The sequence below is a fragment of the Alteromonas sp. S167 genome (assembly GCF_036864375.1).
Classification (GTDB): Bacteria; Pseudomonadota; Gammaproteobacteria; order Enterobacterales; family Alteromonadaceae; genus Alteromonas.
Map to the genome: position 1 here is coordinate 303,332 of NZ_JAZETR010000004.1, position 23,723 is coordinate 327,054.

The 23,723-nt window shown below is 43.5% G+C and carries 18 protein-coding genes and 2 tRNA genes; 7 read left to right on the forward strand and 13 right to left on the reverse strand.

Features of this window, described 5'->3' with window-relative positions:
- Positions 1-205 precede the first annotated feature (205 nt).
- The 3 genes from V7R35_RS08990 to V7R35_RS09000 all read left to right on the forward strand — a co-directional run bounded on the left by V7R35_RS08990 (position 206) and on the right by V7R35_RS09000 (position 4,324).
- Entirely contained in the window at positions 206-1,021 is an 816-nt protein-coding gene (locus tag V7R35_RS08990) for a hypothetical protein (RefSeq protein WP_334014403.1), read from the forward strand.
- A 100-nt stretch (positions 1,022-1,121) separates the two neighbouring features.
- Positions 1,122-1,859, forward strand: coding sequence for a 23S rRNA pseudouridine(2604) synthase RluF (gene rluF / locus V7R35_RS08995; RefSeq protein ID WP_334014404.1), 738 nt, complete (start codon positions 1,122-1,124; stop codon positions 1,857-1,859).
- A 104-nt stretch (positions 1,860-1,963) separates the two neighbouring features.
- On the forward strand, positions 1,964-4,324 hold the full coding sequence (locus V7R35_RS09000) for a sensor domain-containing diguanylate cyclase (RefSeq protein ID WP_334014405.1): 2,361 nt from the start codon (positions 1,964-1,966) through the stop codon (positions 4,322-4,324).
- A 51-nt stretch (positions 4,325-4,375) separates the two neighbouring features.
- Here the strand turns inward: V7R35_RS09000 and rpsO are convergent, their stop codons facing one another.
- The 12 genes from rpsO to V7R35_RS09060 form a co-directional block, all read right to left on the reverse strand.
- On the reverse strand, positions 4,376-4,645 hold the full coding sequence (rpsO, locus tag V7R35_RS09005; protein WP_334014406.1) for a 30S ribosomal protein S15: 270 nt from the start codon (positions 4,643-4,645) through the stop codon (positions 4,376-4,378).
- Between the two features lie 124 nt (positions 4,646-4,769).
- Positions 4,770-5,741, reverse strand: coding sequence for a tRNA pseudouridine(55) synthase TruB (gene truB / locus V7R35_RS09010; RefSeq protein WP_334014407.1), 972 nt, complete (start codon positions 5,739-5,741; stop codon positions 4,770-4,772).
- Positions 5,742-6,143: a 30S ribosome-binding factor RbfA gene (gene rbfA / locus V7R35_RS09015; RefSeq protein WP_334014408.1), complete on the reverse strand. Its 402-nt coding sequence runs from the start codon at positions 6,141-6,143 to the stop codon at positions 5,742-5,744.
- A gap of 105 nt (positions 6,144-6,248) precedes the next feature.
- Positions 6,249-8,852, reverse strand: coding sequence for a translation initiation factor IF-2 (infB, locus tag V7R35_RS09020; protein WP_334014409.1), 2,604 nt, complete (start codon positions 8,850-8,852; stop codon positions 6,249-6,251).
- Positions 8,853-8,876: 24 nt separating this feature from the next.
- Positions 8,877-10,373, reverse strand: coding sequence for a transcription termination factor NusA (nusA, locus tag V7R35_RS09025; RefSeq protein WP_334014410.1), 1,497 nt, complete (start codon positions 10,371-10,373; stop codon positions 8,877-8,879).
- Between the two features lie 45 nt (positions 10,374-10,418).
- Complete coding sequence (gene rimP / locus V7R35_RS09030) at positions 10,419-10,877, reverse strand: ribosome maturation factor RimP (protein ID WP_012518251.1); 459 nt, start codon at positions 10,875-10,877, stop codon at positions 10,419-10,421.
- A gap of 340 nt (positions 10,878-11,217) precedes the next feature.
- Complete coding sequence (locus V7R35_RS09035; RefSeq protein ID WP_334014411.1) at positions 11,218-12,219, reverse strand: response regulator; 1,002 nt, start codon at positions 12,217-12,219, stop codon at positions 11,218-11,220.
- Between the two features lie 13 nt (positions 12,220-12,232).
- Positions 12,233-15,568 carry an MHYT domain-containing protein gene (locus V7R35_RS09040; RefSeq protein WP_334014412.1) on the reverse strand — a complete coding sequence of 1,112 codons (3,336 nt, stop codon included), beginning with the start codon at positions 15,566-15,568 and terminating at the stop codon, positions 12,233-12,235.
- A 169-nt stretch (positions 15,569-15,737) separates the two neighbouring features.
- A tRNA-Met gene (locus V7R35_RS09045) sits at positions 15,738-15,814 on the reverse strand.
- A 51-nt stretch (positions 15,815-15,865) separates the two neighbouring features.
- Positions 15,866-15,942: transfer RNA gene (locus V7R35_RS09050), tRNA-Met, on the reverse strand.
- 208 nt (positions 15,943-16,150) lie between these two features.
- Positions 16,151-16,453, reverse strand: coding sequence for a 4a-hydroxytetrahydrobiopterin dehydratase (locus V7R35_RS09055; RefSeq protein WP_334014413.1), 303 nt, complete (start codon positions 16,451-16,453; stop codon positions 16,151-16,153).
- Positions 16,454-16,621: 168 nt separating this feature from the next.
- Positions 16,622-19,315 (reverse strand): TonB-dependent receptor plug domain-containing protein, encoded by a 2,694-nt coding sequence (locus V7R35_RS09060; RefSeq protein ID WP_334014414.1) that lies wholly within the window; start codon positions 19,313-19,315, stop codon positions 16,622-16,624.
- 443 nt (positions 19,316-19,758) lie between these two features.
- On the opposite strand from V7R35_RS09060, the gene V7R35_RS09065 reads away from it, so the two are divergent.
- Both V7R35_RS09065 and V7R35_RS09070 read left to right on the forward strand, forming a co-directional pair.
- The gene (locus V7R35_RS09065) at positions 19,759-20,712 is read left to right on the forward strand and encodes a mechanosensitive ion channel family protein (protein WP_334014415.1); all 954 of its coding nucleotides are present in this window, start codon (positions 19,759-19,761) and stop codon (positions 20,710-20,712) included.
- A 77-nt stretch (positions 20,713-20,789) separates the two neighbouring features.
- On the forward strand, positions 20,790-20,954 hold the full coding sequence (locus V7R35_RS09070) for an entericidin A/B family lipoprotein (protein ID WP_334014416.1): 165 nt from the start codon (positions 20,790-20,792) through the stop codon (positions 20,952-20,954).
- A gap of 92 nt (positions 20,955-21,046) precedes the next feature.
- On the opposite strand, the gene V7R35_RS09075 is transcribed toward V7R35_RS09070, so the two are convergent.
- The gene (locus V7R35_RS09075) at positions 21,047-21,490 is read right to left on the reverse strand and encodes a MaoC family dehydratase (RefSeq protein ID WP_334014417.1); all 444 of its coding nucleotides are present in this window, start codon (positions 21,488-21,490) and stop codon (positions 21,047-21,049) included.
- Positions 21,491-21,721: 231 nt separating this feature from the next.
- On the opposite strand from V7R35_RS09075, the gene V7R35_RS09080 reads away from it, so the two are divergent.
- Both V7R35_RS09080 and V7R35_RS09085 read left to right on the forward strand, forming a co-directional pair.
- Positions 21,722-22,624, forward strand: coding sequence for a LysR family transcriptional regulator (locus V7R35_RS09080; protein WP_334014418.1), 903 nt, complete (start codon positions 21,722-21,724; stop codon positions 22,622-22,624).
- 194 nt (positions 22,625-22,818) lie between these two features.
- Positions 22,819-23,211: a DUF3718 domain-containing protein gene (locus tag V7R35_RS09085; RefSeq protein ID WP_334014419.1), complete on the forward strand. Its 393-nt coding sequence runs from the start codon at positions 22,819-22,821 to the stop codon at positions 23,209-23,211.
- Positions 23,212-23,723 lie beyond the last annotated feature (512 nt).

Genomic DNA, 23,723 nt, shown 5'->3' on the forward strand with positions numbered 1-23,723 from the left:
TATTTATTTAGAAGGCAAATTGCGCACAGACAACGTGTTTTAAGGCATAGCTTTTGCTGTCATTTAACGCTAACATGGCAATCTGCGTTAAGTTTTAACAGTAATTTCAGCGGGTATTAAGCGCTTCAGCGATTAACCCAGTATCGAAAACAACGATAAAAATCTGATAATCTGAAATTCAAAATTGCGAGAATATCGATTTACTATGGCAAACAATTCAAAAAACGATGAATTTCCAACTATTCGCCTAGACGATGAAGACCGTCGCGACTACCAAAAGAAGCGCCACCCAGCGCCTCCAAGTGCAGGCTCTACAGCTTCATCATTGACTTCATCTAGCAGTACATCATCATCTTCTTCGGGTGGCGGCAATGGTATTTGGATAACCATAGTCGCACTTATTGCACTGATTGCATGCGGCGGCTGCTATTACTTATTCACCCTGCTGCAACAACAACATACTGCCGCTCAAGCAGCGGAAAAGCGTATTGTGCAGCTTGAAAACAAACTCTCTGCTACGGGTGAGGAAATTGGTGAATCTACAGTAGCACTACAAGTGAAAGTCACTGAGCTTAGCAACAAAACAAACGAGCTTTGGGAGCAAATGGATAAGCTTTGGGCTTCGGCATGGCGTCGTAACCAAAAAGAAATTGCTGACCTTGGTGATCGCGTTGGCAACGTACAAACCTCGTTAAAACAAGATATTGCAGCGGTTTCTCAAAACGTGACAACGCAAACATCATCAATGGGTTCATTAAAAAACCAGCTTGCTTCTTTAGCTGATGAACTGTTGGCAGTAAACGTTCAACTAGAACAAGCGCTTAGCGACAAGCAACGTGCACAAAATGATGTAAAAACGCTTACTGATAAACTTTCTGTACTAGAACAACGAAACGCTACTCTTTCGGGCCGAATTTCGAGCTTAGAAAATGAGATACGTGATATGGCAACTAAGCTTGTTACGAAAAGTGGCGGCGCTGGCGCCGCACCACAAACCGCAACACCTGCAGTTGGCGGTTAGCTGTAAGTAAACACTTTCTGATCGCAAAGGGGCAATGTGCCCCTTTTCTTTTTGCCATGGTAAAATAACCAAACCAGAAATGCCAAGGACACACCGCGTAATGAGCGACCAAGCGCTAAAACGTTTAAACAAATATATCAGTGATACAGGCCTTTGCTCTAGAAGAGAGGCCGACAAACTGATAGAGCAAAATCGCGTCACCATTAATGACAAACAACCCGAACTTGGCACAAAAGTAGGCCCCGATGACACGGTTAAAGTAGATGGTAAGAGAATAGGTGCAGTAGCTGCCGATAAATCTGATCGCGTCTACATTGTTTACAACAAACCTATTGGCATTACCTGTACCACTGAACGGCACGTAAAAGGTAACATTGTTGATGCTATCGGACATAAGTCTCGCATCTTTCCTGTAGGCCGTTTAGATAAGCCCTCCGAAGGGCTAATAATTCTTACCAGCGACGGTGATATTGTTAATAAGATTCTGCGTGCAGAAAATGCGCATGACAAAGAGTACGAAGTAACCGTGGATCAGCCTATCAGTGAGCGCTTTGTGAAACGCATGGCTCGCGGTGTTCCTATTCTAGGTACTGTTACCAAGCCTTGTATTGTAAAGCCCACCGGCAAAAAAAAGTTCACCATTGTTTTAACGCAAGGCTTGAATCGGCAGATACGCAGAATGTGTGAGTTTTTGGGCTACGAGGTGACCAAACTTAAACGCACGCGTATTATGCATTTAGAGCTTAGTAACCTTAAACCGGGTCAATGGAGAAACCTTACTGACAGAGAGCTTTCCACCCTAAAAAGTGCGGTAAAAAACTCCAGTAAAACTGCCTAAATACTTAAAACAGAACAAATATTGGATTTGTTCTGTTATAAATTGTTGCATCACATTTCATATACTACATTTTAAGAATAATAAACAAGATTTGCTTAGTCATATTGAAAACCGGTCACACACATACATTTTCTCTGGACAGCTTCCAGGCTAGCGCCGAAATCGTTGCAAACTATGATAGCTTCTTTGTAGCGCTTTCTGTGCTAATTGCTATTGGCGCATCGCTTCTTTGTTTTATTTTGTCGGCACGTACTAACCGTTCTGACTTCAAGAACGAACGTTATATCTGGGCAGTTGCTTCAGCGTGTTTTCTGGGTTTCGGGATATGGTCCATGCACTTCGTGGGCATGCTGGCATACCAGTTACCCATCGCAGTAAGCTATAACCCCCTGATTACGTTTTTCTCAATCATCCCCGCTATTTTTGCCAGCTTAATTGTTGTTTCTCATCACCCACGAGGGCCACAAAAGCTGTGGTTGAGAAGCCTTTATATGGGGGCCGGTATTGGCAGTATGCATTATGTTGGTATGCTGGCTATGGAAATGCATGCGGTAATGGCCTACGACATCTACCTCTTCTCTCTCTCCATTATTGTCGCTGTAGTGTTAGCAGGCATAGCTTTAAAAGCACACTCATACATTCAAGGTAAACAGGTAAGCGTAGCTCAGCAACTTGTACCCGCTACTATCATGGGCTGTGCCATTTCTGGCATGCACTATACAGGCATGCTATCCATGCACGTGTTTGCAGTATCCTCCACCGAATTTTCTAATGACCAATCACACAAAGACCTCGCATACATAGTAATATTTATGGTGGCGTTTTTTGCTTTTATCTTTGTTTTACTAATCGAATTACGAGCAAGAACCCTATCGTCTAACAGATTTACCGCAGTGTTAAATACAGTACAAGAAGGGGTGATGAGTTTTGATAACGATGGAAAACTTGAGTTTATAAACCCTGCAGCTTTGACCATGTTCGGTTACAACAAAAAGGAGTTACAGTATCGTCGTGTAACTGATTTGGTGAATCACGCTAACGGCGATAATACAGTGTTACTTAATGAAGTGATAAAGGCGGCAAACGGAGGTGAATTGCGAAACCGCCCACATCGCATTGAAGGCGTAAGAAAAGATGGCTCTACTTTCCCACTTTCTTTTTTAGTCAATAGATTACCTGGTGACCACGAAGCCTTTGTATGTACTGTAAAAGACTTATCTGACGTGAAAAACCAAGAGGTGTTTGCGCAAACTGTATTCGATACCCTGCCTGACATGCTGTTTGTTAAAGATGCCGAAACACTGGCCTTTACCCATGCGAATGATATGGGAGCTGAGTTGATTGGAGTGGCTAAACATGAGCTTGTAGGGTTAACTGATTTTGACATTTTCGAGTCAGAAGACGCTAAACATATTATTGCCTCGGATACGGCTTTACTTGAAGGTGGTAATCGTGAAAGCTGTGAAGAGTCGAAAATTGTAATTAACGGTGAAGAACGCTGCTTTCAAACTAAAAAAGTGGTTATCAGTGGTGCCAACAATAAGCCACAATTTATATTGTCATTGTCTGAAGATGTTACCGAACTTAGGAAAACACAGGATAAACTGGAAGCGCTTAACAAACGAATGTCGATGGCTGCTGATGCCGCACATATAGGCGTATGGGAGTGGGACCTCGAAACTAACGAACTGATTTGGGATGACTGGATGCACAAGATATACAGCATTCCAAAAGATGACTTCAATGACCATTACTCAGTTTGGGCAAATACCGTTCATCTAGATGATTTTGATGATGTTAAAACACAGATAGATCATGCAATTAATACAAACTCTGAGTTTCACGCTCAGTTTAGGGTACAAGTTTCGCGAGACAGCATTCGCTACGTGCGTGCAGATGGGCGCATACAAGGCAACAAAATGTTTGGCATTAACATAGATATTACCGAACAGGTGGTGGCTGAAGAGCGAATAAAAGAACTTGCTTCACAAGATTCGCTAACAGGGCTTGCAAATCGTCGCGCGTTAACTACTTATCTTGAGCAGGAGTTTGCCCGTATCGAGCGCACCAACATGCGCTGTGTTTGCTTGTATTTCGATTTAAATAACTTTAAGCCCATTAATGATACTCATGGCCACAATATAGGTGATGAGGTGCTGATAGAAATAGCCGACCGTATGAAACACCTTTGTAGAGAGTCAGATTTAGCTGCACGGGTTGGTGGAGACGAATTTATCATTATTCTCACCGACATTGATGAAACGTTTGATTTGGATGGATTTATTGACCGCACTCACCTTGCTATAAGCAAGCCTATTACTACGTCTATCGGTACTGTGGCTGTTGGTACTAGCATTGGCTTTGCGTCATACCCTAACGAAGCAACTAATTTAGATGACCTCATTCGTCTTGCCGACGAACGAATGTTTCAACAAAAGAGTCTTAAAGAGGTGTCTAATCGATAAAAAGTGGACATAAAAAAAGCGCCCATTGGGCGCTTTTCTTGAAACCTAGTCTTAGCGACGTAGGCCTAGACGCTTGATAAGGTCAAGGTAACGCTGAGCGTTCTTGCCTTTAAGGTAGTCTAGAAGCTTACGACGTTGGCTAACCATGCGTAGAAGACCACGACGTGAGTGGTGATCTTTCTTATGATCAGCAAAGTGACCTTGAAGCTTGTTGATGTTGTGAGTAAGCAAAGCAACTTGAACTTCTGGTGAACCAGTATCGCCTTCTTTTACGCCGTACTCAGCAATGATGTTTGCGGTTTCTGCTTTAGTTAGTGACATATCATTCTCCTAATATTAATGCTTCGCCGATCACTAATTCAGCAAAGCGGAATGAGCGCAGTATTATAATGACGTTTATACAGTTAGCAAGGTTTGTATGCTGTTATTCCAAATAAAGCATTAATTAAGAATAAACCACTCGACGTTTTGGGTTTACAAACACTTCTTGTTTTGGAATTCCCTGATCTTTTGGGTCCAACACACCTTCCCCTACGCCAAGAAATAAGCCTTGAGTATCGACGCCGTGATAAACGCGATATGCAGTGCCTTCTTCAAGTGCTGAAGCGCTATTACCTTTTACCGACTGACCGTTGTCGAAGCGCTTGCGTTCTTCATCATTAATAGTAACGAATGGCAAACGGCTAACAGCGGTATCCATAGGAATAAGTAAATCGTCTAGTGGGGCAAAATCACCCTCTTCTAACGATTCTTGAATGTCGATTAATGTATCTAGCGATACCATTTTGTCGTTTGGATAGTCTGCCACTTCAGTACGATGCAAACGGGTTACGTATGCACCACACCCTAGGTTCTGGCCAAGATCGTCAACAATAGAACGAATATAAGTACCTTTACTGCATTTAATACGCATATCGACATAGGGCAATTCAATACGTAATACATCAAGCTCATAAACTTCGATATCACGTGGCTCACGTTCTATCTCTATGCCTTGACGCGCATAGTGGTAAAGTGGCTTACCTTGATGTTTAAGCGCCGAGAACATGGAAGGTATTTGCTTACTTTTACCTAAGAATGCAAGACACGCTTCTTTTACTTGTTGCTCGCTAACCTCTACCGGTTTCTCTTCAACTACTTCACCATCAGCATCAGACGTTGTAGTACGTACACCTAGCTGCGCGGTAACCTCGTAGGTTTTCTCTGCATCTAATAAAAACTGAGAAAACTTTGTAGCCTCGCCCAAACACAGCGGCAGCATGCCGCTTGCAAGCGGGTCAAGGGCGCCAGTATGTCCAGCTTTAGCCGCCTTATACAGCCAACGTACTTTTTGTAGTAGTTGGTTAGACGACCCACCTAACGGCTTATCAAGCAATACTATGCCGTTAATCTCACGGCCTTTACGACGTCTTGCCATCTACTCCTGCTCTTGTGAGTCATCATTGTCACGCTTAGACTCATCTTTAGCGATGGTCTGTGACACAAGATTAGAAATACGCATACCCTCTACAATCGACTTATCTTCAAAGAAGTGAAGGTCCGGTACAGAACGCATACGCAGTCGTTTCGCAAGAATGCTTCTGATAAACTTCTTGTACTCAACAAGTTGTTTAATTTGCACTTTGCCTTCTTCTTCTGTGCTGTTGTAAATAGTCACGAAAATTTTAGCGTGAGCTAAATCGCGCGACACATCAACGTCAGACACAGTAATCAAGGGCATATCACCAACACGGTGTTTGTATTCATTTTGAAGAATGCTAGCCACTTCTTTATGAACTTGCTGAGCCACTCTATCGGTACGTGAAAATTCACGAGCCATTGTATTCTCCTTTCCCGTTCTATATTTCGTTCATGTATTCGTCTTAATAGACAAAAGCGGGAGCACTCGGCCCCCGCTTTTTACATGCCGAATATTTTCAGGCAATTAGATTTCGCGCTTAACCTCAACGATTTCGAAGACCTCAATTTGGTCGCCTACTTTTACATCGTTGTAGTTCTTAACGCCGATACCACATTCCATACCGTTACGAACTTCTTGTACATCGTCTTTAAAGCGACGCAGTGATTCAAGTTCACCTTCGTAGATTACAACGTTATCACGAAGTACACGGATTGGGTTGCTACGCTTAACTACGCCTTCAGTTACCATACAGCCAGCGATTGCACCTAGTTTAGGCGACTTGAATACATCACGTACTTCTGCAAGACCAATGATTTCCTGTTTGAATTCTGGTGCAAGCATACCGCTCATGGCCGCTTTCACCTCGTCAATAAGGCTATAGATTACGCTGTAGTAACGTAAGTCAATTTCTTCAGCTTCAAGTACGCGACGTGCTGTAGCATCGGCACGAACGTTAAAGCCAAGTACGATAGCGCCTGATGCAGCCGCTAGGGTTGCGTCAGTTTCGGTAATACCACCTACACCACTACCTACAATGTTAACTTTAACTTCAGATGTTGAAAGCTTAATAAGTGATTCAGAGATCGCTTCTACAGAGCCCTGTACGTCGGCCTTAAGTACGATGTTAAGCTCACTAACATCGCCTGACTCCATGTTCGCAAACATGTTTTCAAGCTTCGCTTTTTGCTGACGCGCAAGTTTAAGTTCACGCTTCTTCTGATGACGCTTAGCCGCTACTTCACGAGCTTTACGCTCGTCTTTAACAACAGCTGCATCTTCACCTGCTACAGGCACACCTGAAAGACCAAGTACTTCTACAGGCGTAGAAGGCCCTGCTAACTTAATTTCGTTACCATTCTCGTCGCGCATTGCACGAACACGGCCATACTCTTCACCGCAAAGTAGAATGTCGCCAGAACGAAGTTGACCTTCCTGAACAAGTACAGAAGCCACTGGACCACGACCTTTATCAAGGCGAGATTCGATAACAATACCGCGGCCTGCGCCGTCGGCTACTGCTTTAAGATCAAGTACTTCTGCTTGTAGAACAATTGCTTCTAGAAGCTCGTCTACGCCCATACCGGTTTTTGCAGAAACATTACAGAACTGGTGCTCACCGCCCCACTCTTCTGAAATAACTTCCAACTGAGAAAGCTCAGTTTTAACGCGATCTGGATCTGCAGTTTCTTTATCCATCTTGTTTACTGCAACAATAAGAGGTACGCCAGCAGCACGCGCGTGCTGTACCGCTTCTTTTGTTTGCGGCATTACACCGTCATCAGCAGCAACTACAAGGATAACGATATCTGTTGCTGTAGCACCACGTGCACGCATTGCAGTAAACGCGGCGTGTCCAGGTGTATCAAGGAACGTGATTTCACCGTTATCAGTTTGAACTTTGTATGCACCAATATGCTGAGTGATACCGCCGGCCTCGCCATCGGCTACTTTCGCACGACGAATGTAGTCTAGAAGTGACGTTTTACCGTGGTCAACGTGACCCATGATAGTTACAACAGGTGCACGTGTTGTTTTCTCACCAGCAGTGTCATCGGCTAGCAATTCTTCTTCAAGCGCGTTGTCGTTAACAAGCTCAAACTTGTGGCCCATTTCTTCAACTACTAGTACTGCAGTATCTTGGTCTAGTACTTGGTTAATAGTGGCCATTTCGCCCATCTTCATCATCGTTTTGATAACTTCGTTAGACTTTATAGCAAGTTTGCTTGCTAGCTCGCCTACGGTGATGGTCGCGCCAAGTTTAACAACACGTTCAACAGGTGCAGCAGGCTTGTTAAAGCCTTGCTTAAGGTGCTCGCCCGCGTTTTTCTTCGACTTGCGACGACGACGTGATGAACGCTCAACCTGCATGTCTTCTTCGTCTTCCGCTTCTTGAGCGTAACGGTTAGAGTGCAAGTGAACTTCTTCAGCTTCCGCTTTCTTACGGCGCTCTTCTTCTTCTTTCCAGCGACGTTCGTTTTCTTCAGCTAGTTTGCGCGCTTCTTCAGCGGCTTTCTTCGCATCTTCTTCAAGTTTCTTCTGCGCTTCTTCTTCCTGCGCTTTACGTAGACGCTCTTCTTCCTGACGTGCCGCTTCCGCTTCTGCTTTCTCGGCTTCTGTCATTTCAGGCTCGTCTGCCTTGCGTGCTTCAGCCTCTTTCTTTGCTTGTTCAGCACGACGGGCACGCTCTTCATCAGCGGCTTTCTTAGCTTCTGCTGCTTTACGCGCTTTCTCTTCAGCGGCCTTTTTCGCTTCAGCTGCTGCTTTTTCTTCCGCTTCACGCTTCAGGCGTTCTTCTTCAGCACGTTTCGCTTCTTCTTCCGCTAAACGCTGCTGTTCTTCAACATCGCTACGCTTCACGTATGTGCGCTTTTTACGTACTTCTACTTTAACTTCTTTCGACTTGCCTACGCTTAGTGTGCTTGTCGTTTTGCGCTTAAGTGTCATACGCGTTGGTTCGGCTGCACTGCCGTGTTGCTTACTTAAATGATCCAAAAGTTTTTGTTTCTCGTCTTCGTTTACCTGATCGCCGGCACTCTTTGTGATACCCGCGTCTTTAAACTGGCCAACCAATCGGTCAACGGTCGTACCAATGTCGCTGGCGAGCTTTTCAATAGATACATCTGCCATTACGTAATTTTCCCCCTGTTGACCTTACTCTTCTTCACTGAACCATACGATATTACGAGCGGCCATGATAAGCGCGCCAGCTTTCTCTTCGTCCAGTTCTTCGATATCACTGATATCATCGGTACCTTGTTCTGCTAATTCTTCTAGGTCGGTAACACCGCGGCTGGCCAACACATAAGCCACGTGCTTACTCATACCTTCAAGATTTAATAAGGCTTCTGTAGGTTCTGCACCCTCTAGCGATTCTTCGTTTGCAAGTGCACGCGTAGTTAAATAAGCACGCGCTCGGTTGCGCAGCTCTTCTACGGTTTCTTCGTCTAACCCGTCAACAGCAAGAAGTTCACTTGCCGGAACGTATGCCACTTCTTCAAGTGTGGTAAAGCCTTCATCTACAAGTACAGATGCGAACTCTTCGTCAATGTCCAGACCTGCAGTAAACAGATCAAGTACCTTCGCATTTTCCTCTTCGTGCTTCTTGTTGAGGTCATCAACCGTCATCACGTTAAGTTCCCAGCCAGTAAGCTGGCTAGCCAAGCGAACGTTTTGACCGCTACGGCCAATCGCTTGTGCTAGGTTATCCGCTTCAACCGCTACATCCATGCTATTGCTGTCTTCATCAACAACAATTGAAGCAACTTCAGCTGGCGCCATCGCGTTGATAACAAATTGCGCTGGGTTTTCATCCCAAAGCACGATGTCCACACGCTCACCGCCTAACTCACCTGATACCGCTTGAACACGTGAACCTCGCATACCAACACAAGCACCTACTGGGTCAAGACGCTTATCATTAGTTTTCACAGCAATCTTTGCACGTGAACCTGGGTCACGAGCGGCAGATTTAATCTCAAGTGTTTCTTCCGCAATTTCAGGAACTTCTAAGCGGAACAATTCAACAAGCATGTCTGGGTGAGTACGACTAATAAATAGCTGTGCACCGCGCGCTTCTGGACGGATAACATACAGAAGACCACGTACGCGGTCGCCTGGACGGAATGTTTCGCGAGGAAGCATATCGTCACGGTAAATAACACCTTCAGCGTTGTTACCCAAGTCGATGATGATGTTGTCGCGGTTTACTTTTTTAACAGTACCCGTTACCAACTCGCCCACTTTGTCTTCATATTCAGCAATCATTTGCTGACGCTCTGCTTCACGTACTTTTTGCACGATCACTTGCTTAGCGGTTTGCGTAGTTATGCGGTCGAATTTGATAGATTCAATTTGCTCTTCTACATAATCGCCTAGCTGAATTTCTGGCTCGTCGATTTGCGCAGCAGACCACGTAATTTCAGCAAATGGATTTTCCTGCTCTTGGTCGTCAGGAATAACTAACCAGCGACGGAATGTATCAAAGTCACCTGAAGTACGGTCTATGCTTACACGAACCTCAATTTCGCCTTCGTTCTTCTTTTTGGTTGCACTAGCAATAGCAAACTCTAGCGCTTCAAAAATTTTCTCTCTAGGCACTTGTTTTTCATTTGAAACGGCTTCCGCCACTAACAAAATTTCTTTATTCATTTTCGCCTCTCTTTTGCTTTCGTCGATGAAAGCAGAGCTGTTCCGTTAATCGAACGTGGGAACAACGTTACCTTTTTCGATATTCGCCACAGCTAACTGGAACTGCTGGCCATCCACTTCAATACTTACCATGCCATTTTCGCATGCCAGTACTTTGCCTTTAAAATTACGTCTGTCGTCCATTGGCATAGACAAACGAACTTGAACTACTTCACCCACAGACTCGATGTAGTGCTTCTCTTTGAAAAGCGGTCTGTCCATTCCAGGTGACGACACTTCTAGGTTATATTCAGTGCTGATTGGATCTTCAACGTCCAAAATAGCACTAACCTGATGACTCACATCCGCACAATCATCTACGGTGATACCGTTTTCATGATCAATAAAAACGCGAAGAATAGAATGCTTCCCCGCTCTAACAAACTCGATGCCAACCAGTTCAAAGCCTAGCGCCTCTACACCGGGCTCAAGCATTTCGGTTAGCTTCTCTTCAAGTTTTGCCAATGCAAACCTCCAAAAACGAAAAAAGGGCCTAAAGCCCACCTGTCATCACCTAGCTCAGCAAGGCTGACTCCAGGTTTTTTAATACAACAAAAAGCCCCGGACTAGCGGGGCTTTTTATTAAAATTCTGAACCCATACCTGCCGACAAGGCAGTTGCAAGCCTATGGGTGAAACCACCGTGTGGTGATAGCTTGCTTTCGACGAATGCGTTACTTTCCTAAACACTGAGGGAGCCCGCGCTCGTCATCGAATGCGCACATTATACTTATAGGCGACACATTAAGCAACAGCGAAAAGCCTTTGGCGCAATTCTATTATGCATTCTATATGTCTAAACGCGTTTACTCTTCATCCTTAAAGGTGGCTTTTATCTCTAAAATCTGAGGTAAGTTTTCAATAAGCAAATCGACGAGCTTAGGCTCAAAGTGCTTACCCTTCTGATTTTGAAGGAAGTCTACCGTCTTCTCAATGCTCCAAGCCTCTTTGTAAGGTCGCTTGCTTGTTAATGCATCAAAAACATCTGCAATTGCACAAATACGCCCTTCAATGGGTATATCTTCCCCAGCTAAGCCTTTTGGATAGCCAGTTCCATCCCACTTTTCATGATGTGTTAACGACACCGATTTCGCTACTTTCAACAACAAAGAATCACCGCAATCACCAATTATCTCAGCCCCTATTTCCGGGTGGGCCTTCATGGTTGTAAATTCTTCGTCAGTTAATTTCCCAGGCTTCAACATAATGCTGTCGGCAATGCCAATTTTGCCAATGTCATGCATAGGCGCGGCATGAAGCAGTATTTCTGCTTGTTTCTCTGTTAAACCATAAGCAAGTGCGAGAACCTTTGAAAAGTGGCTCATACGCATAACATGCATGCCCGTTTCATTGTCTTTGTATTCCGCAGCGCGCCCTAAACGCTGCACTACCTGAAGCCGGCTTTCTAGCAGTTCATCTGACTGTACAAGACTTAAGTGTGTTTTTACTCTGGCTTTCACAATGGCAGAAGATATAGGTTTCGTGATGTAGTCTACTGCGCCGACGTTAAACCCCTCTGCTTCATCGTGTTCATCATTAAGGGCAGTAACGAAGATTACCGGGATATGTTTTGTTGAAGCTTCATCTTTGAGGTAACGGCATACATCAAACCCTGTCATGCCAGGCATCATAATATCCAGCAATATGAGATTGGGTTGGCGAGAAGTAGCAAGTTTCAGCGCCTCTTCACCACTTTTAGCGAAAATTAACTGATAGTCTGCGGCCAGTAACTGTTTAAGCACCCGAAGATTGACCGGCTCATCGTCTACCAGTAACAGCGTTGGTTTGTTAATTTCAATGTCTAACATGCTTTTCTCTGTTTTATCTCAATTTCTCAATTAACGCAGTTATCCGTTTTAATGCAACCTCAAACTCAAAGTCATCCAGTTCATTGAGTATTAGCGTTAGCTCTTCCTTATATTCTAGTGAATCGAATTGGCGTAAGTAGTTTAATTCTTCTTCATCAAGCATATTCTGTTGAACGCGCTGTTTAACCAGTTCAAGATACTCCAATAATAAGCCACTATCGATACTGTCATTAATTGACTGCTCTGCATAAAGCGGCGACGCCTGAAGTAATCTATCAATAGCATTTAAAGAGTGCCTTAACTCATTTACCAGTTGAATATCAACGCTACCCGCTACCGCTTGCGACTCAATAGTTTTACTTAGCTCGTAAAACGTGACAAGACTTAAGTTACCTGACACGCCTTTCAAACCATGTGCAAGCGAACCCACTCGCTCCCAATCTGCATTAGCAACAGCGGAAGTTATCTCATCAACTTTTGCGCTGGCTTCTACGGCAAATTTATCAACCTCTTTAAAAACTAACGCTTCGTTGCCCCACAAAGCACTCGCTTTGCTCATATTAAGCACCGATTCATCAATGTTAATATTCGATGTGCTATCACTAGTGTCGACAGCATGAGACGTTGATGCAGGTGCAGAAACCTGTGTTCCGAGCACCCTTGCCATCTCTTGCATAAGCACTGGAAGGTCTATTGGTTTGTTTGCAAAACCTTCCATCCCCGCTTCTTGTGCAGCTTGCTTATCTTCAATAAGTACGCTTGCCGTAAGTGCAATAATAGGTGTTGCAGAAAGGCTATTTTGACGTTCAAATATTCGTCGCTGCCTAGTCGCTTCTAAGCCATCAACATTCGGCATTTGTAAGTCCATTAGTACAATATCAAATGTCGCTTCCTGCATTTTATCTAGCGCTTGCTGACCATCGCGCGCTATTTCTACTGCGTGGCCATTTCGTTTTAGAAGTAATTCAAGTAGCTCAACATTTTGCTGCACATCATCTACAACGAGAATTGAAAGTACTTTATCAAACGTTGGCAGTGCTTTATCACTTGATGAACTGTCTGTTTGTTGAATCTCTGCTTCTTCAAGTGGAAGCGTAAAGGTGAACGTGCTGCCTTTTCCTTCTTCACTCTTTACAGTAATTGCCCCGCCCATCAATTCTACGAGTTGCTTTGAAATAGTGGTGCCCAACCCTGTACCACCGTACTTTCGGCTCATTGAAGCATCTGCTTGCGAGAACGCTTCAAACACTCTAGAGACCTGCTCTTCGGTCATACCTATGCCCGTATCACTTATTTCAAAGCTAACCCCTTGATCGCAATTTTTAACGTACAGTGCAACTTTGCCTGCATGGGTAAATTTAACCGCGTTCCCAATAAGATTATTCAGAATTTGACGAAGTCTTTCTGGTGCGCCAGATACCCCTCTTGCTACATCGTCTTCAACAGTCAACGCTAACTGCACACCTTTGCGCTTTGCCTCCAACCAAAACGTTGATACCACGAGATCTAACTCTTCACGGAGGCAGAAAGGACGCTTATCAATCTCTAGTTTACCTTTGTCTAGCTTGGCACTGTCGAGAATGTCATTAAGAATGTGCAGCAATGAACGTGCAGATTTATTTACCGTGGTTAAATGTGAAGTTTGCTCTGCGTTTAAGTCACTATTAAGCAATAAATCACTAAAACCAATTATCGCGTTCATCGGCGTTCTTATTTCATGACTCATATTAGCCAAGAAAGCAGTTCGGGCAGCCGCAGCATCCTCGGCTCTCACCTTAGCAGACTTAAGTTCCTCTTCCATCTGCCTGCGCTCGGTAATGTCCATGATGAAGCCGTCGATGTACAAACGCTCGCCATTTTCATCATAAATACACGTGCCTTGCTCTAGCAACCAACGCGTATTTTTGTGCTTATCAATGATGCGGTATTCAATAGAAAAGCTGCCGTCAAACTCGGCGACATTATTTAAATAGTCAGCGTCATCTGGGTGATATAGTTCAGAAAAGTAACGTTTTGGTTCCGGGAACTGAAAGTCATCGGCTGGATAACCAGTAATATCAACAATAGCGTTACTTACAAACATCATTGGCCAGCCGTCGCTGCATTTCGAACGATAAACTGCACCAGGAATATTCCCAATCAGACTTCTGAACTTCGCCTCGCTCTCACGAAGTGCATCTTCCATTTGCTTGCGTTTTCGAAGATCGGACGCGAAAGAAACAAATACGGGTTTTCCATCGACTTCTGTGTAGCCAATGCCAACACGGGCAGGAATGCGAGTACCATCTTTTCGTAAAACTTCAACCTCGCGCCCTGTGCCAATAATTCGTTCTGTAGGCACAACACGCTGGCTAAAGAAATCATCGCCATATAAATGACGGCGCTCCTCAGGTACTATGATGGACGCATGACGACCTATAATTTCTGCCTGTGTGTAACCGTATATTGCCTCTACTGCTGGGTTAGCTGTACGAATTATTCCACGACTATCAACTGTTAAAATAGCATCCACGGCCGTATCGGTAATTGCCGCTTGAATGCGTTCACTTTCAACTGCGCGCAGCATTACATCTCGATATTTGAAAAGGATGGTTATACCCAACACCAGCGCAATCATGAACAATGTAAAAACGGAAATCGAAATTGCTAAATAGAAGGATATATCCGAGGTTTGATCTGACAATTCCATGCCAGGAGGAAGCACAAAACGAGCCGCAGCCATTCCTGTGTAATGCATGCCCGCAATGGCAAGCCCCATTACAATACTCGCCACAATGACATATTTACCAAGAAATCGTTTTGACTTAGATGCCGCTGTAATACCAAACTTTATCCAAAGCGACAGCATGGCAAGTACAACGGCAACGACAATAGACAGCAAAAATATAGGTAGGTCGTAACGTAGCAAAGGTGCCATTTCCATTGCCACCATGCCGGTGTAGTGCATTGTACCAATTCCAGCACCCACAAGAATGCCGCCAACCACTATTTCTAAAGGCGTTATTCGGTGCCTAGTTAAAAGGTTCAACGCCACCCATGCAGCTGCACAGCCGGGAACAGCTGACAGTGCTGTAATGGTAAAGTTGTAGTTTACCGGTAAACATAGCTCAAAAGCCGTCATGCCCAGAAAGTGCATAGACCAAATGCCACCACCAAGTGCCAAACTTCCGGTACACAACAGTATATTTTTTCTTCTTTTATCTTCTGTAACTGCGGCATGACCTGCCACATTGAATGCCATGAAAGAGGCAAAAATGGCTACCAAAAGCGAGAGTATAACTAACGGGGGATAATACTCACCATTAATAAGGCGTGAAGGGTCGTCTACGGTAAAATACTGGAGCAACATAGAATGCTACGCCTCATAGAGAAAAATCAGTCAAAGTATAACGTTAGCATATAATTAACGCTGGCATCATACAATGATGTGGTATTTGAACCTGGTAGAGAAAGAAGTATTACTTAAAAATATACAAAAGATAAACAAAAAAGCCCTTGCATATGCAAGGGCTTAAATGTGGTTGCGGGAGCAGGATTTGAACCTACGACCTTCGGGTTATGAGCCCGACGAGCTACCAGACTGCTCCATCCCGCGTCTGTACAATAAAGCATGCACTGCACACTTTGAAAACTGGTGTAATTTCTGTGGTTGCGGGAGCAGGATTTGAACCTACGACCTTCGGGTTATGAGCCCGACGAGCTACCAGACTGCTCCATCCCGCGCCAGAAATTAGCATTGGAAGATTTGCTTTTCAGCGCCTCGCCTCAATGTGGTGCGTATTATACATAGGCACTTTACTAACACAATAGGCACAGTCATAAATATTTCATTTTTCTGACTGTTCGAGGATTTATTAAACAAAACGTGCAAAATAAACACAAACAGCGTTAAAAAATGAACTCTACATCTACAGTCAATTAACCAGGCTAATTACTGAAACTTTTCCATCTTTTCAGCAAGCATGAAGTCTAGCTCACTCAGTCCATCCACATCATGAGTGGTAAGTCTTACTTCAACACGGTTATAAACATTGAACCATTCTGGGTGATGTTTTAGTTTCTCTGCCCATATCGCAATTTGAGACATCCAACCAAACGCTCTTATAAAACTTTTAAACGTAAATGTTTTCTTTATCGCATCACCTTCTCTTACCCATAGGCTTTCGTCGGTTACTAGTTCATTGAGTTCCGATAACTTCACATCCACAGCATCATCATTTAATTTTGTAGGCATACATTCATCCTATTCAGTCAGTCTTATTGTGTTAGGTGTACTGTAATGAAAGTCTTTTAGATTAGAAAATTGAAATCACGAATGAAACCTAAAAACGTGCGATAAAGGTGGAGTATTTACTTTACAAAAAAGCCGGCTAAGCAGCCGGCTTTTACGCTTTATGGTGTTTTAAAACTCGACTGCAAGTCTTGCGTAAATTTGACGACCACGAGGGTCGTGTACTTTTGAGTCGAAACCACTGTTTGTGAACACCTGTGGAGGTTCTTCATCAAACAAATTAATACCACCAAGTGTTAACACATAGCTTTGGTCGGTATCAAACACACTGCCAAGGTCGATGTTGTACTGCGCATCTACCGTTAACATACTGTCGATTTCATAGAAACCATTAGCACAGCCTGCTGTGTTACTTGTTCCATCAGCACAGTTTTGGTCGTCGTCATACGATGAAATATAACGAAGGAAGACATTTGCTGCATGTACATCATGCTGCCAATTCAAGCCAATGTTCATTCGAAGTTCAGGAGACGAAACACCAATGTTATTAAAGTTACGGCGCCCTGCACCATCGATACTTCCAGCTTGAGGATCACTTAAATCGTATTTGGTAATATACGTTGCCTGAATTGTTGGCGTAAAGTTCCCCATTTCTGTTTCCATTTTATAACTAGAAACAAAATCGATGCCGGATGTTTCCAGTGAGCTCGCATTAACGTAAGTGTTGTTAATTTGAAGTACTGGACCAGAAACCGGATCACCTGCACGAACAATACGGTCAGTGTTTGTTGGATCAGCATTTAATAACGCTTGTGCATTTTCTTGAATTATCAAATCTTCAAATTCAAAGTTCCAATAATCAACCTCGATAGAAAGGTCTCTAAACGGCTCGTAAGAAAAACCAATGTTATATGCCGTTGACTCTTCAGGCTTAAGATCAGCATTACCTGATGTGCGCACTGCTACGAAAGCTTGCGCGCCTTGTACTGGATCAACGACTTGCTGAAGTGACGTCGCGCCGCCCTGTGCTAAGAACACTGTAGGTGCTCTAAACGATGTCGATATTGAACCGCGCAGCGAAAACTCTTCCGATGCACGCCACGACACTGCTAGTTTAGGATCTACAGTACTACCAATGCTACCCCCGTAGTCTTCATAGCGAACCGCAAGCTGAACATCTAATTCATCGTTAATAGGCAATGCTAATTCACCAAATGCAGCCCATACATCTTGGCTACCGTCTAAATCGGGGTTACCTATTACAAATGTAAAGCTGTCTTGATTCGACAATTCGTCATAGTCTTGGCGCAAGCTGTTTTCTCTATACTGTATACCTAGCGCTAGCGCAGCAAAACCACCACCCATTTCGAAAGTATCAAATGACGTAAACGCTTCAAACACCTCTAAATCAGCCTTCGAGTCGATAACTTGTCTGCCGGTGAAAGAGTTAATAACGTAGTCAGAATTTGGTGACGTAGTGTAAGACGTAGCAAAAGGATTAAAGAATTCACAGCTTCCTTGACCCGGTGTGCCGGTTACAGGGTTACAATCGGAACCTCCGAAACCAAGCAGCGCTAACTGGAACTCAGTGTTCAGCACATCTGGTACCGAGAATAAGAAGTCATTCACGGCTCTGGTGTAACTTACTTCCCAGAATCCGCTGTCGGTGACGCCCTGTAGATTCGTGCTAAAACGGAATGTATCCGACTCAGTATTAGCGGCATCTCCAGGTTGACCGTTACCCTCTGCTCGGCCAAAGAAAGCCACTGAACGACCGAATGGGTTTTGCGGATGGTAATCTGGCACTACCGGCGCGGTAAGAATAGGAAAGCTCGGTGCACCTCCACGTTCTGCGCGGTTTCTTGCCATGCCTATTTCCGTTGTCCATGTAATATCGTCGGTGAACTCATACTCAGCTCGAGTGTAGGCATTAATACGACTTTCATCAGGTACATAAGAATAGTATGGGCCGAAGTCGAATCCACAAAGACCTACGTCTAAGCCAGGAACAGTACCCTCTGGAGCTAGAATTTGAGGGAAACCACCAAACTCTGCACAACCGAAAGGATCGATTACAGGCACACCTGGCGCAATAAAGAAGCTAACAGGATTACCAAGAGCACTGGTATCGTCTTGAGGGCGACTTAATCGTCTATCGCTAATGAAAAGTGGAGAACGGTTGGTATAGCTAATTGCAGCTAACACATTCCCTTTATCGCCTGTAGCCCCCCATAGGCCTTGTAGTACATATTCTTTATTATCACCGTGTGCGCCGTCTTGGTAGTCAGCAGTAACCATTGCACCTTCGTAATTACGCTTTGTAATAAAGTTCACTACCCCGGCAACCGCATCAGAGCCATATAGTGCAGAAGCACCATCTTTAACCACTTCCATTCTGTCGATAGCAATCATGGGAACCAATGAACTGGTATCGACGAAGTTTAAGCCTTCGTTTGTAGGTTGCGCATTAACAACTTGCCGCTTGTTATTAAGCAGTACTAGCGTGGATGCCACACCTAGCCCGCGCAAGTTAATATTCGACGTACCTGCGGTGGCATTTTGTGTAAAAGCATCTGGGTTGTTTTCAGCACCCGTATTAATGGTGAGTGTTTGTGTAATATCGGCAATATTTTTAGCGCCAATGGAATCGATAGCAACGCTATCAACTACCGCCAAAGGTGAAGGAGAATCGAAGTTTTCGCTGCGGCGAACGAAACTACCGGTGACAAGGATAAGCTCAACATCTTTTTTCGCTTCTTGCTCGTTATTCGCATCGGCATCCTGTGCCATGGAAGTAAGAGGCGAACAAAACAATGCAGCACCAACAAGAGTGGCAACCGCAGTCTTACGCGTATTCAATTTCATAGTGTGATTCCAAATCTGTGCTTATCACTACCGGCACTACTACCCACACGCTCCGTTAGCAACTAGCTATTCGATTTCGTATTTTTATAGGCTCGAGGCCAACAACAATTACTGACCTACGTCGTTGATACTATGCTCCAAATTCATGTTTGTAAATTTATTGTGAATAATATGTTCACATTAATTTTACAGATGGTCAGACCAGAAATACTAAAGATTAATAGTTTTCTCGGTAGCAATTATCGCCAATATCGACAGAGAAAAACTTACGAACAGTGTGAAATATCTTCACATATGTGTATTTTCAAAAATAAGAAAGAAACAAAAATGCAGTTACTTTCAAAGACCTGAGAACTCACCTCAACTAGGAACGGTTCTTGAACACTCCATATCCAAACTAAAGCGCATAATCGTATAGGTCATGAAACAACCCATGAGGACGTATGGAATTTCCCAAAATTGATGAAATTTACAAATTGCTGAGTGAGAAGCTAGAGGGATGGATTGAAGGTGGCATAACACTGCTTCCCAATATTGCTGTCGCCTTTGTCATCGCTATTTTATTCGGCGTGCTTGCAAAGGTGATAGGTAATGTAAGCGGAAAGATAATGCGGCGTACGTTTGAGTCTCGCCAAATCGCGGGGCTGCTCACCTCAATTATAAAGTTCATCATTATTGTTGCTGGAATATTTATAGCACTCGATTTTGTTGGGCTTAAAGGCACGGTTACGTCATTGCTTGCTGGTGCAGGTATCGTCGGTCTTGCCATTGGTTTTGCTTTTCAAGATATGACTGAGAATTTTATTGCTGGTATTGCGATGGGAATTCGTAAGCCTTTCGAAATTGGAGACGTGATAGAAGCAGAAGGTGTTTTCGGTAATGTAAGAGAGATAAATCTACGAAACACCCTTGTAGAGACTTTTTACGGTCAGCTTGAAGTTATTCCTAACAAGATTTTGTTTAGAAACATACTGACTAACTACTCCTACTTGGGGCACAGAAGAATAGAAGTTCCCGTTGGAATTTCCTATGCAGACGACATTGAGCAAGCTGCTAAATGTATTACCGATGCAATGAATGAAAAAGACTATGTCATCAAGAAAGACGAAACAGCGGTGTACGCAGAGTCCTTTGGCGATTCGAGTATCAACCTGCTTCTATGGTTTTGGATACGATACCCAGGCACGCCTTCGTTTATGGAAGTACGTCACGACGCTGTAACTACTGTGAAAAATGTGCTGGACGAAAACGACATACTTATTCCGTTTCCAATTAGAACATTGGACTTCAACGCTAAGGGCGGTGATAAGTTAGATGCGATGTTAAGCAAGCGCCAAGAAAGCAACAACGAAAAAAGCGGGAACTCGAACTGCGCAAGCACTGCTAGCGACAATTAGGACGCTTTTAAACACCCTATTTTAATTCGCGCAGAGCACTGCGCGTTTAAAAGTAAACCCACAATGAGGATAAACAAATGGTTACTATCAATGCGAAAAAATTAACGTCATTCCTGTCAGCATTATTACTGATAATTGGCGCAACTGGGTTTAGTGCATGTGCAACCATTGAAGGCGCTGGTGAAGATATTCAAAGCGCAGGAGAAGCCATTGAAGAAGGTGCAGAAGAAGCTGGAAACTAGTGTGACTGTCAGGGCTGTCTATTGTTGTGAGAGCCCTGATTCCATCTAATCTAATACACTGTACGCGGTTAACAATTATTTACTGCTAAGCGCTACAACACCGCTAACATTAAAAAACTTCCTACTAGCGCTGGGTTACCGCTTGATTTTAAAACACAGCTTCCATCAACTTTAAAAAGTTTACCTTGGGGCTTTTCGGTTATCTCAGAAACCTTAAACTGATATTTGATAGCATCTCCGCTTTTCACTGGTTCAAGAAAACGCAACTTATCAATACCGTAGTTGATCATAGAGCGAACTTTATCGCCTGGCGTTATCACTTCTGCAAACGCTTTTGGCATAAGACTGGCTGACAAAAAGCCGTGCGCAATTGTAGTGCCGAATGGGCTTTCTTTCTCACATTTTGCCTCATCTAAGTGTATCCACTGATGATCACCTGTAGCTTCAGCAAATTGATTTATCATTTCTTGCGACACGGTTATCCATTGTGGTTGAGATAAGACATCATCTGCCTTTAAATCTATCAGTGTTTTCATATTTTCGTCCAAGGTGCGTTAATTAACGACCAAACTACTATTATTACGTTGAATGTTTCAATTAACTTTTAATAATAGGTATTTATAAATATTCTTGTTACACTCTCGTAAAATTAAAGTAGATGCCATGTAGCAAGTTAGCATTGGAAAGCCTTCTACACCATTTTCATTTTACGCCAGTTTCTTATATCTATTGGCTTTATCAGGGTTTTCGCTTTTAAAGGATTAGTTATGAATCTCAATAGAATTGATTTGAATCTTTTTGCGGTATTTGACGCAATTTACACCGCAGGCAGCTTAACCAAAGCAGCAGATGTTTTGTGTATAACACAACCCGCTGTAAGTAACTCTTTGGCGCGCCTTCGTGAAATGCTTAACGACCCACTTTTTGTAAGAACAGGTCACAGCATGACACCAACACCTGTAGCACAAAACATTATAGTGCCAGCGAGGCAGGCCCTGGCCCTACTAAGAAAAAGTGTTCAAGAAAGTCACACATTCGACCCGCTAACCGCTGAGACGTCGTTTAACTTTGCAAGTAGAGACTTATTAGAAGCGAGCATTATGCCCAGGTTGGTTGCACGTCTTCAGAATTTAGCGCCCAATATCTCACTAACGAACTATGAAATGCCCCGTAGTCAAGTGGTTTCAGCAATGGCAGCAGGAACACTTGATTTCTTTGCTGATGCATCAACGTTTACCGATCCTCACCTTTGTAAAGAGAAAATTGCTCAAGACCGTTTTGTTGTACTAGCACGCAAAAATCACCCAGCATTAAAAAATGGGCTTAACTTAGATACTTTTCTTCGCCTAGGTCACATTAATGTATCGCAGCGCAAATCCGGTGCAGGTCCTATTGAGGTTGCGTTAGATAAACTAGGTAAACGTAGAAAAGAAGTCATGCGTGGTCAGCACTTTTTAACTGTACCAAGTACCATTGTTAAAACCGACCTTATCGCATGCCTCCCTTTCCATCTGGCAAAACATTACGACCTTGCGATATACGAAATGCCATTTGAACTTCCGCCAGTAGAATACTTCCTTTATTGGCATGTAAGTGCAGATCACGATTATGCGCACATGTGGATGAGAGAACAAATAATGGAAGTAGCAAGCGCGTTCAAACCTCACTAGCGATTAACAAGCCTCTACAGCGCCCGAAAACACTGTACTTTCGGGCGCTCTATTTTCTCAAAACACCCTTCACACCAACGCTTAGTTATCAGTTTTCATACCAAGGTATAAGCGTTGCGATTTTTCCCTCACATTCTCTCTGGTCTAATCCGAGTCGCTTAAGAAACACATTATTCAAAGCCAAGGATTTAACCATGTTGAAAATCGTTAAAACTTCCCTTGTTGTTGCCGCCACTCTTAGCGTGTCAGCGACCGCACAAGCAGACGTAACAGAAGCATTAGCAAACATTTGCACAATAGTTGAAGCAGATGATAAGGGCGAACTGCGCAAGAAAATGCGCGCAGTAGAGTCAGATTACCGCCTTAAATTGAAAGATTACTATTCGGGCGTTAGTTGCGGTGGTAACAGCCTAATTAGAACAGCACTTTTGAGCAATGCGATTGAAGCGGGTTCATTACTTGTTAAGAAAATGCCAAAGAGCGACTTAAGCGCACCAGAAGCTGACGGTAAAACGCTTCAAGCGTGGGTTGCTGAAAACGGTTTGCAAGACAACCCCATCGCAGCAGTGCTTAACGACCGCCTATAAAACAAATTCACACCATGTGAACCAATTCAACATGGTTGCAGAGAAATCTGCACTTTAAAAGCGACCCTAGGGTCGCTTTTTTCTTTATTTGAAATATTGTGGTGTTTCAAACACTACCTTTATCAGCGTTGCGTTGGTATTAGCCGGCTGATGTAATAAAAGCTCACTCTCATACGCTTATATATTTTTTACGCACCCTTTGAATTACGCTGGCGCATAATGACCGTTTAACCACTATCACGTCAAAAACAACACTTTCTTGTGCGTTAACCCAGCCCACAAAAAAACACATAAAAAAATATAAATCAACAGTTTAAAAAAACAAGAAACGCAAACCATAAGGTTACGGGTATTAAAAAAAATACCTCGTTATAAGGGGGCATGTTTTTATTGTTAAACGGTTAGGGTTTAATCCATCCCAACGAACAAAAACAAACCGATTAACTTAAAACGAAGGAATTTAACCATGTTGAAAATTGTTAAAACTTCTCTAGTACTAGCAGCATCTACTG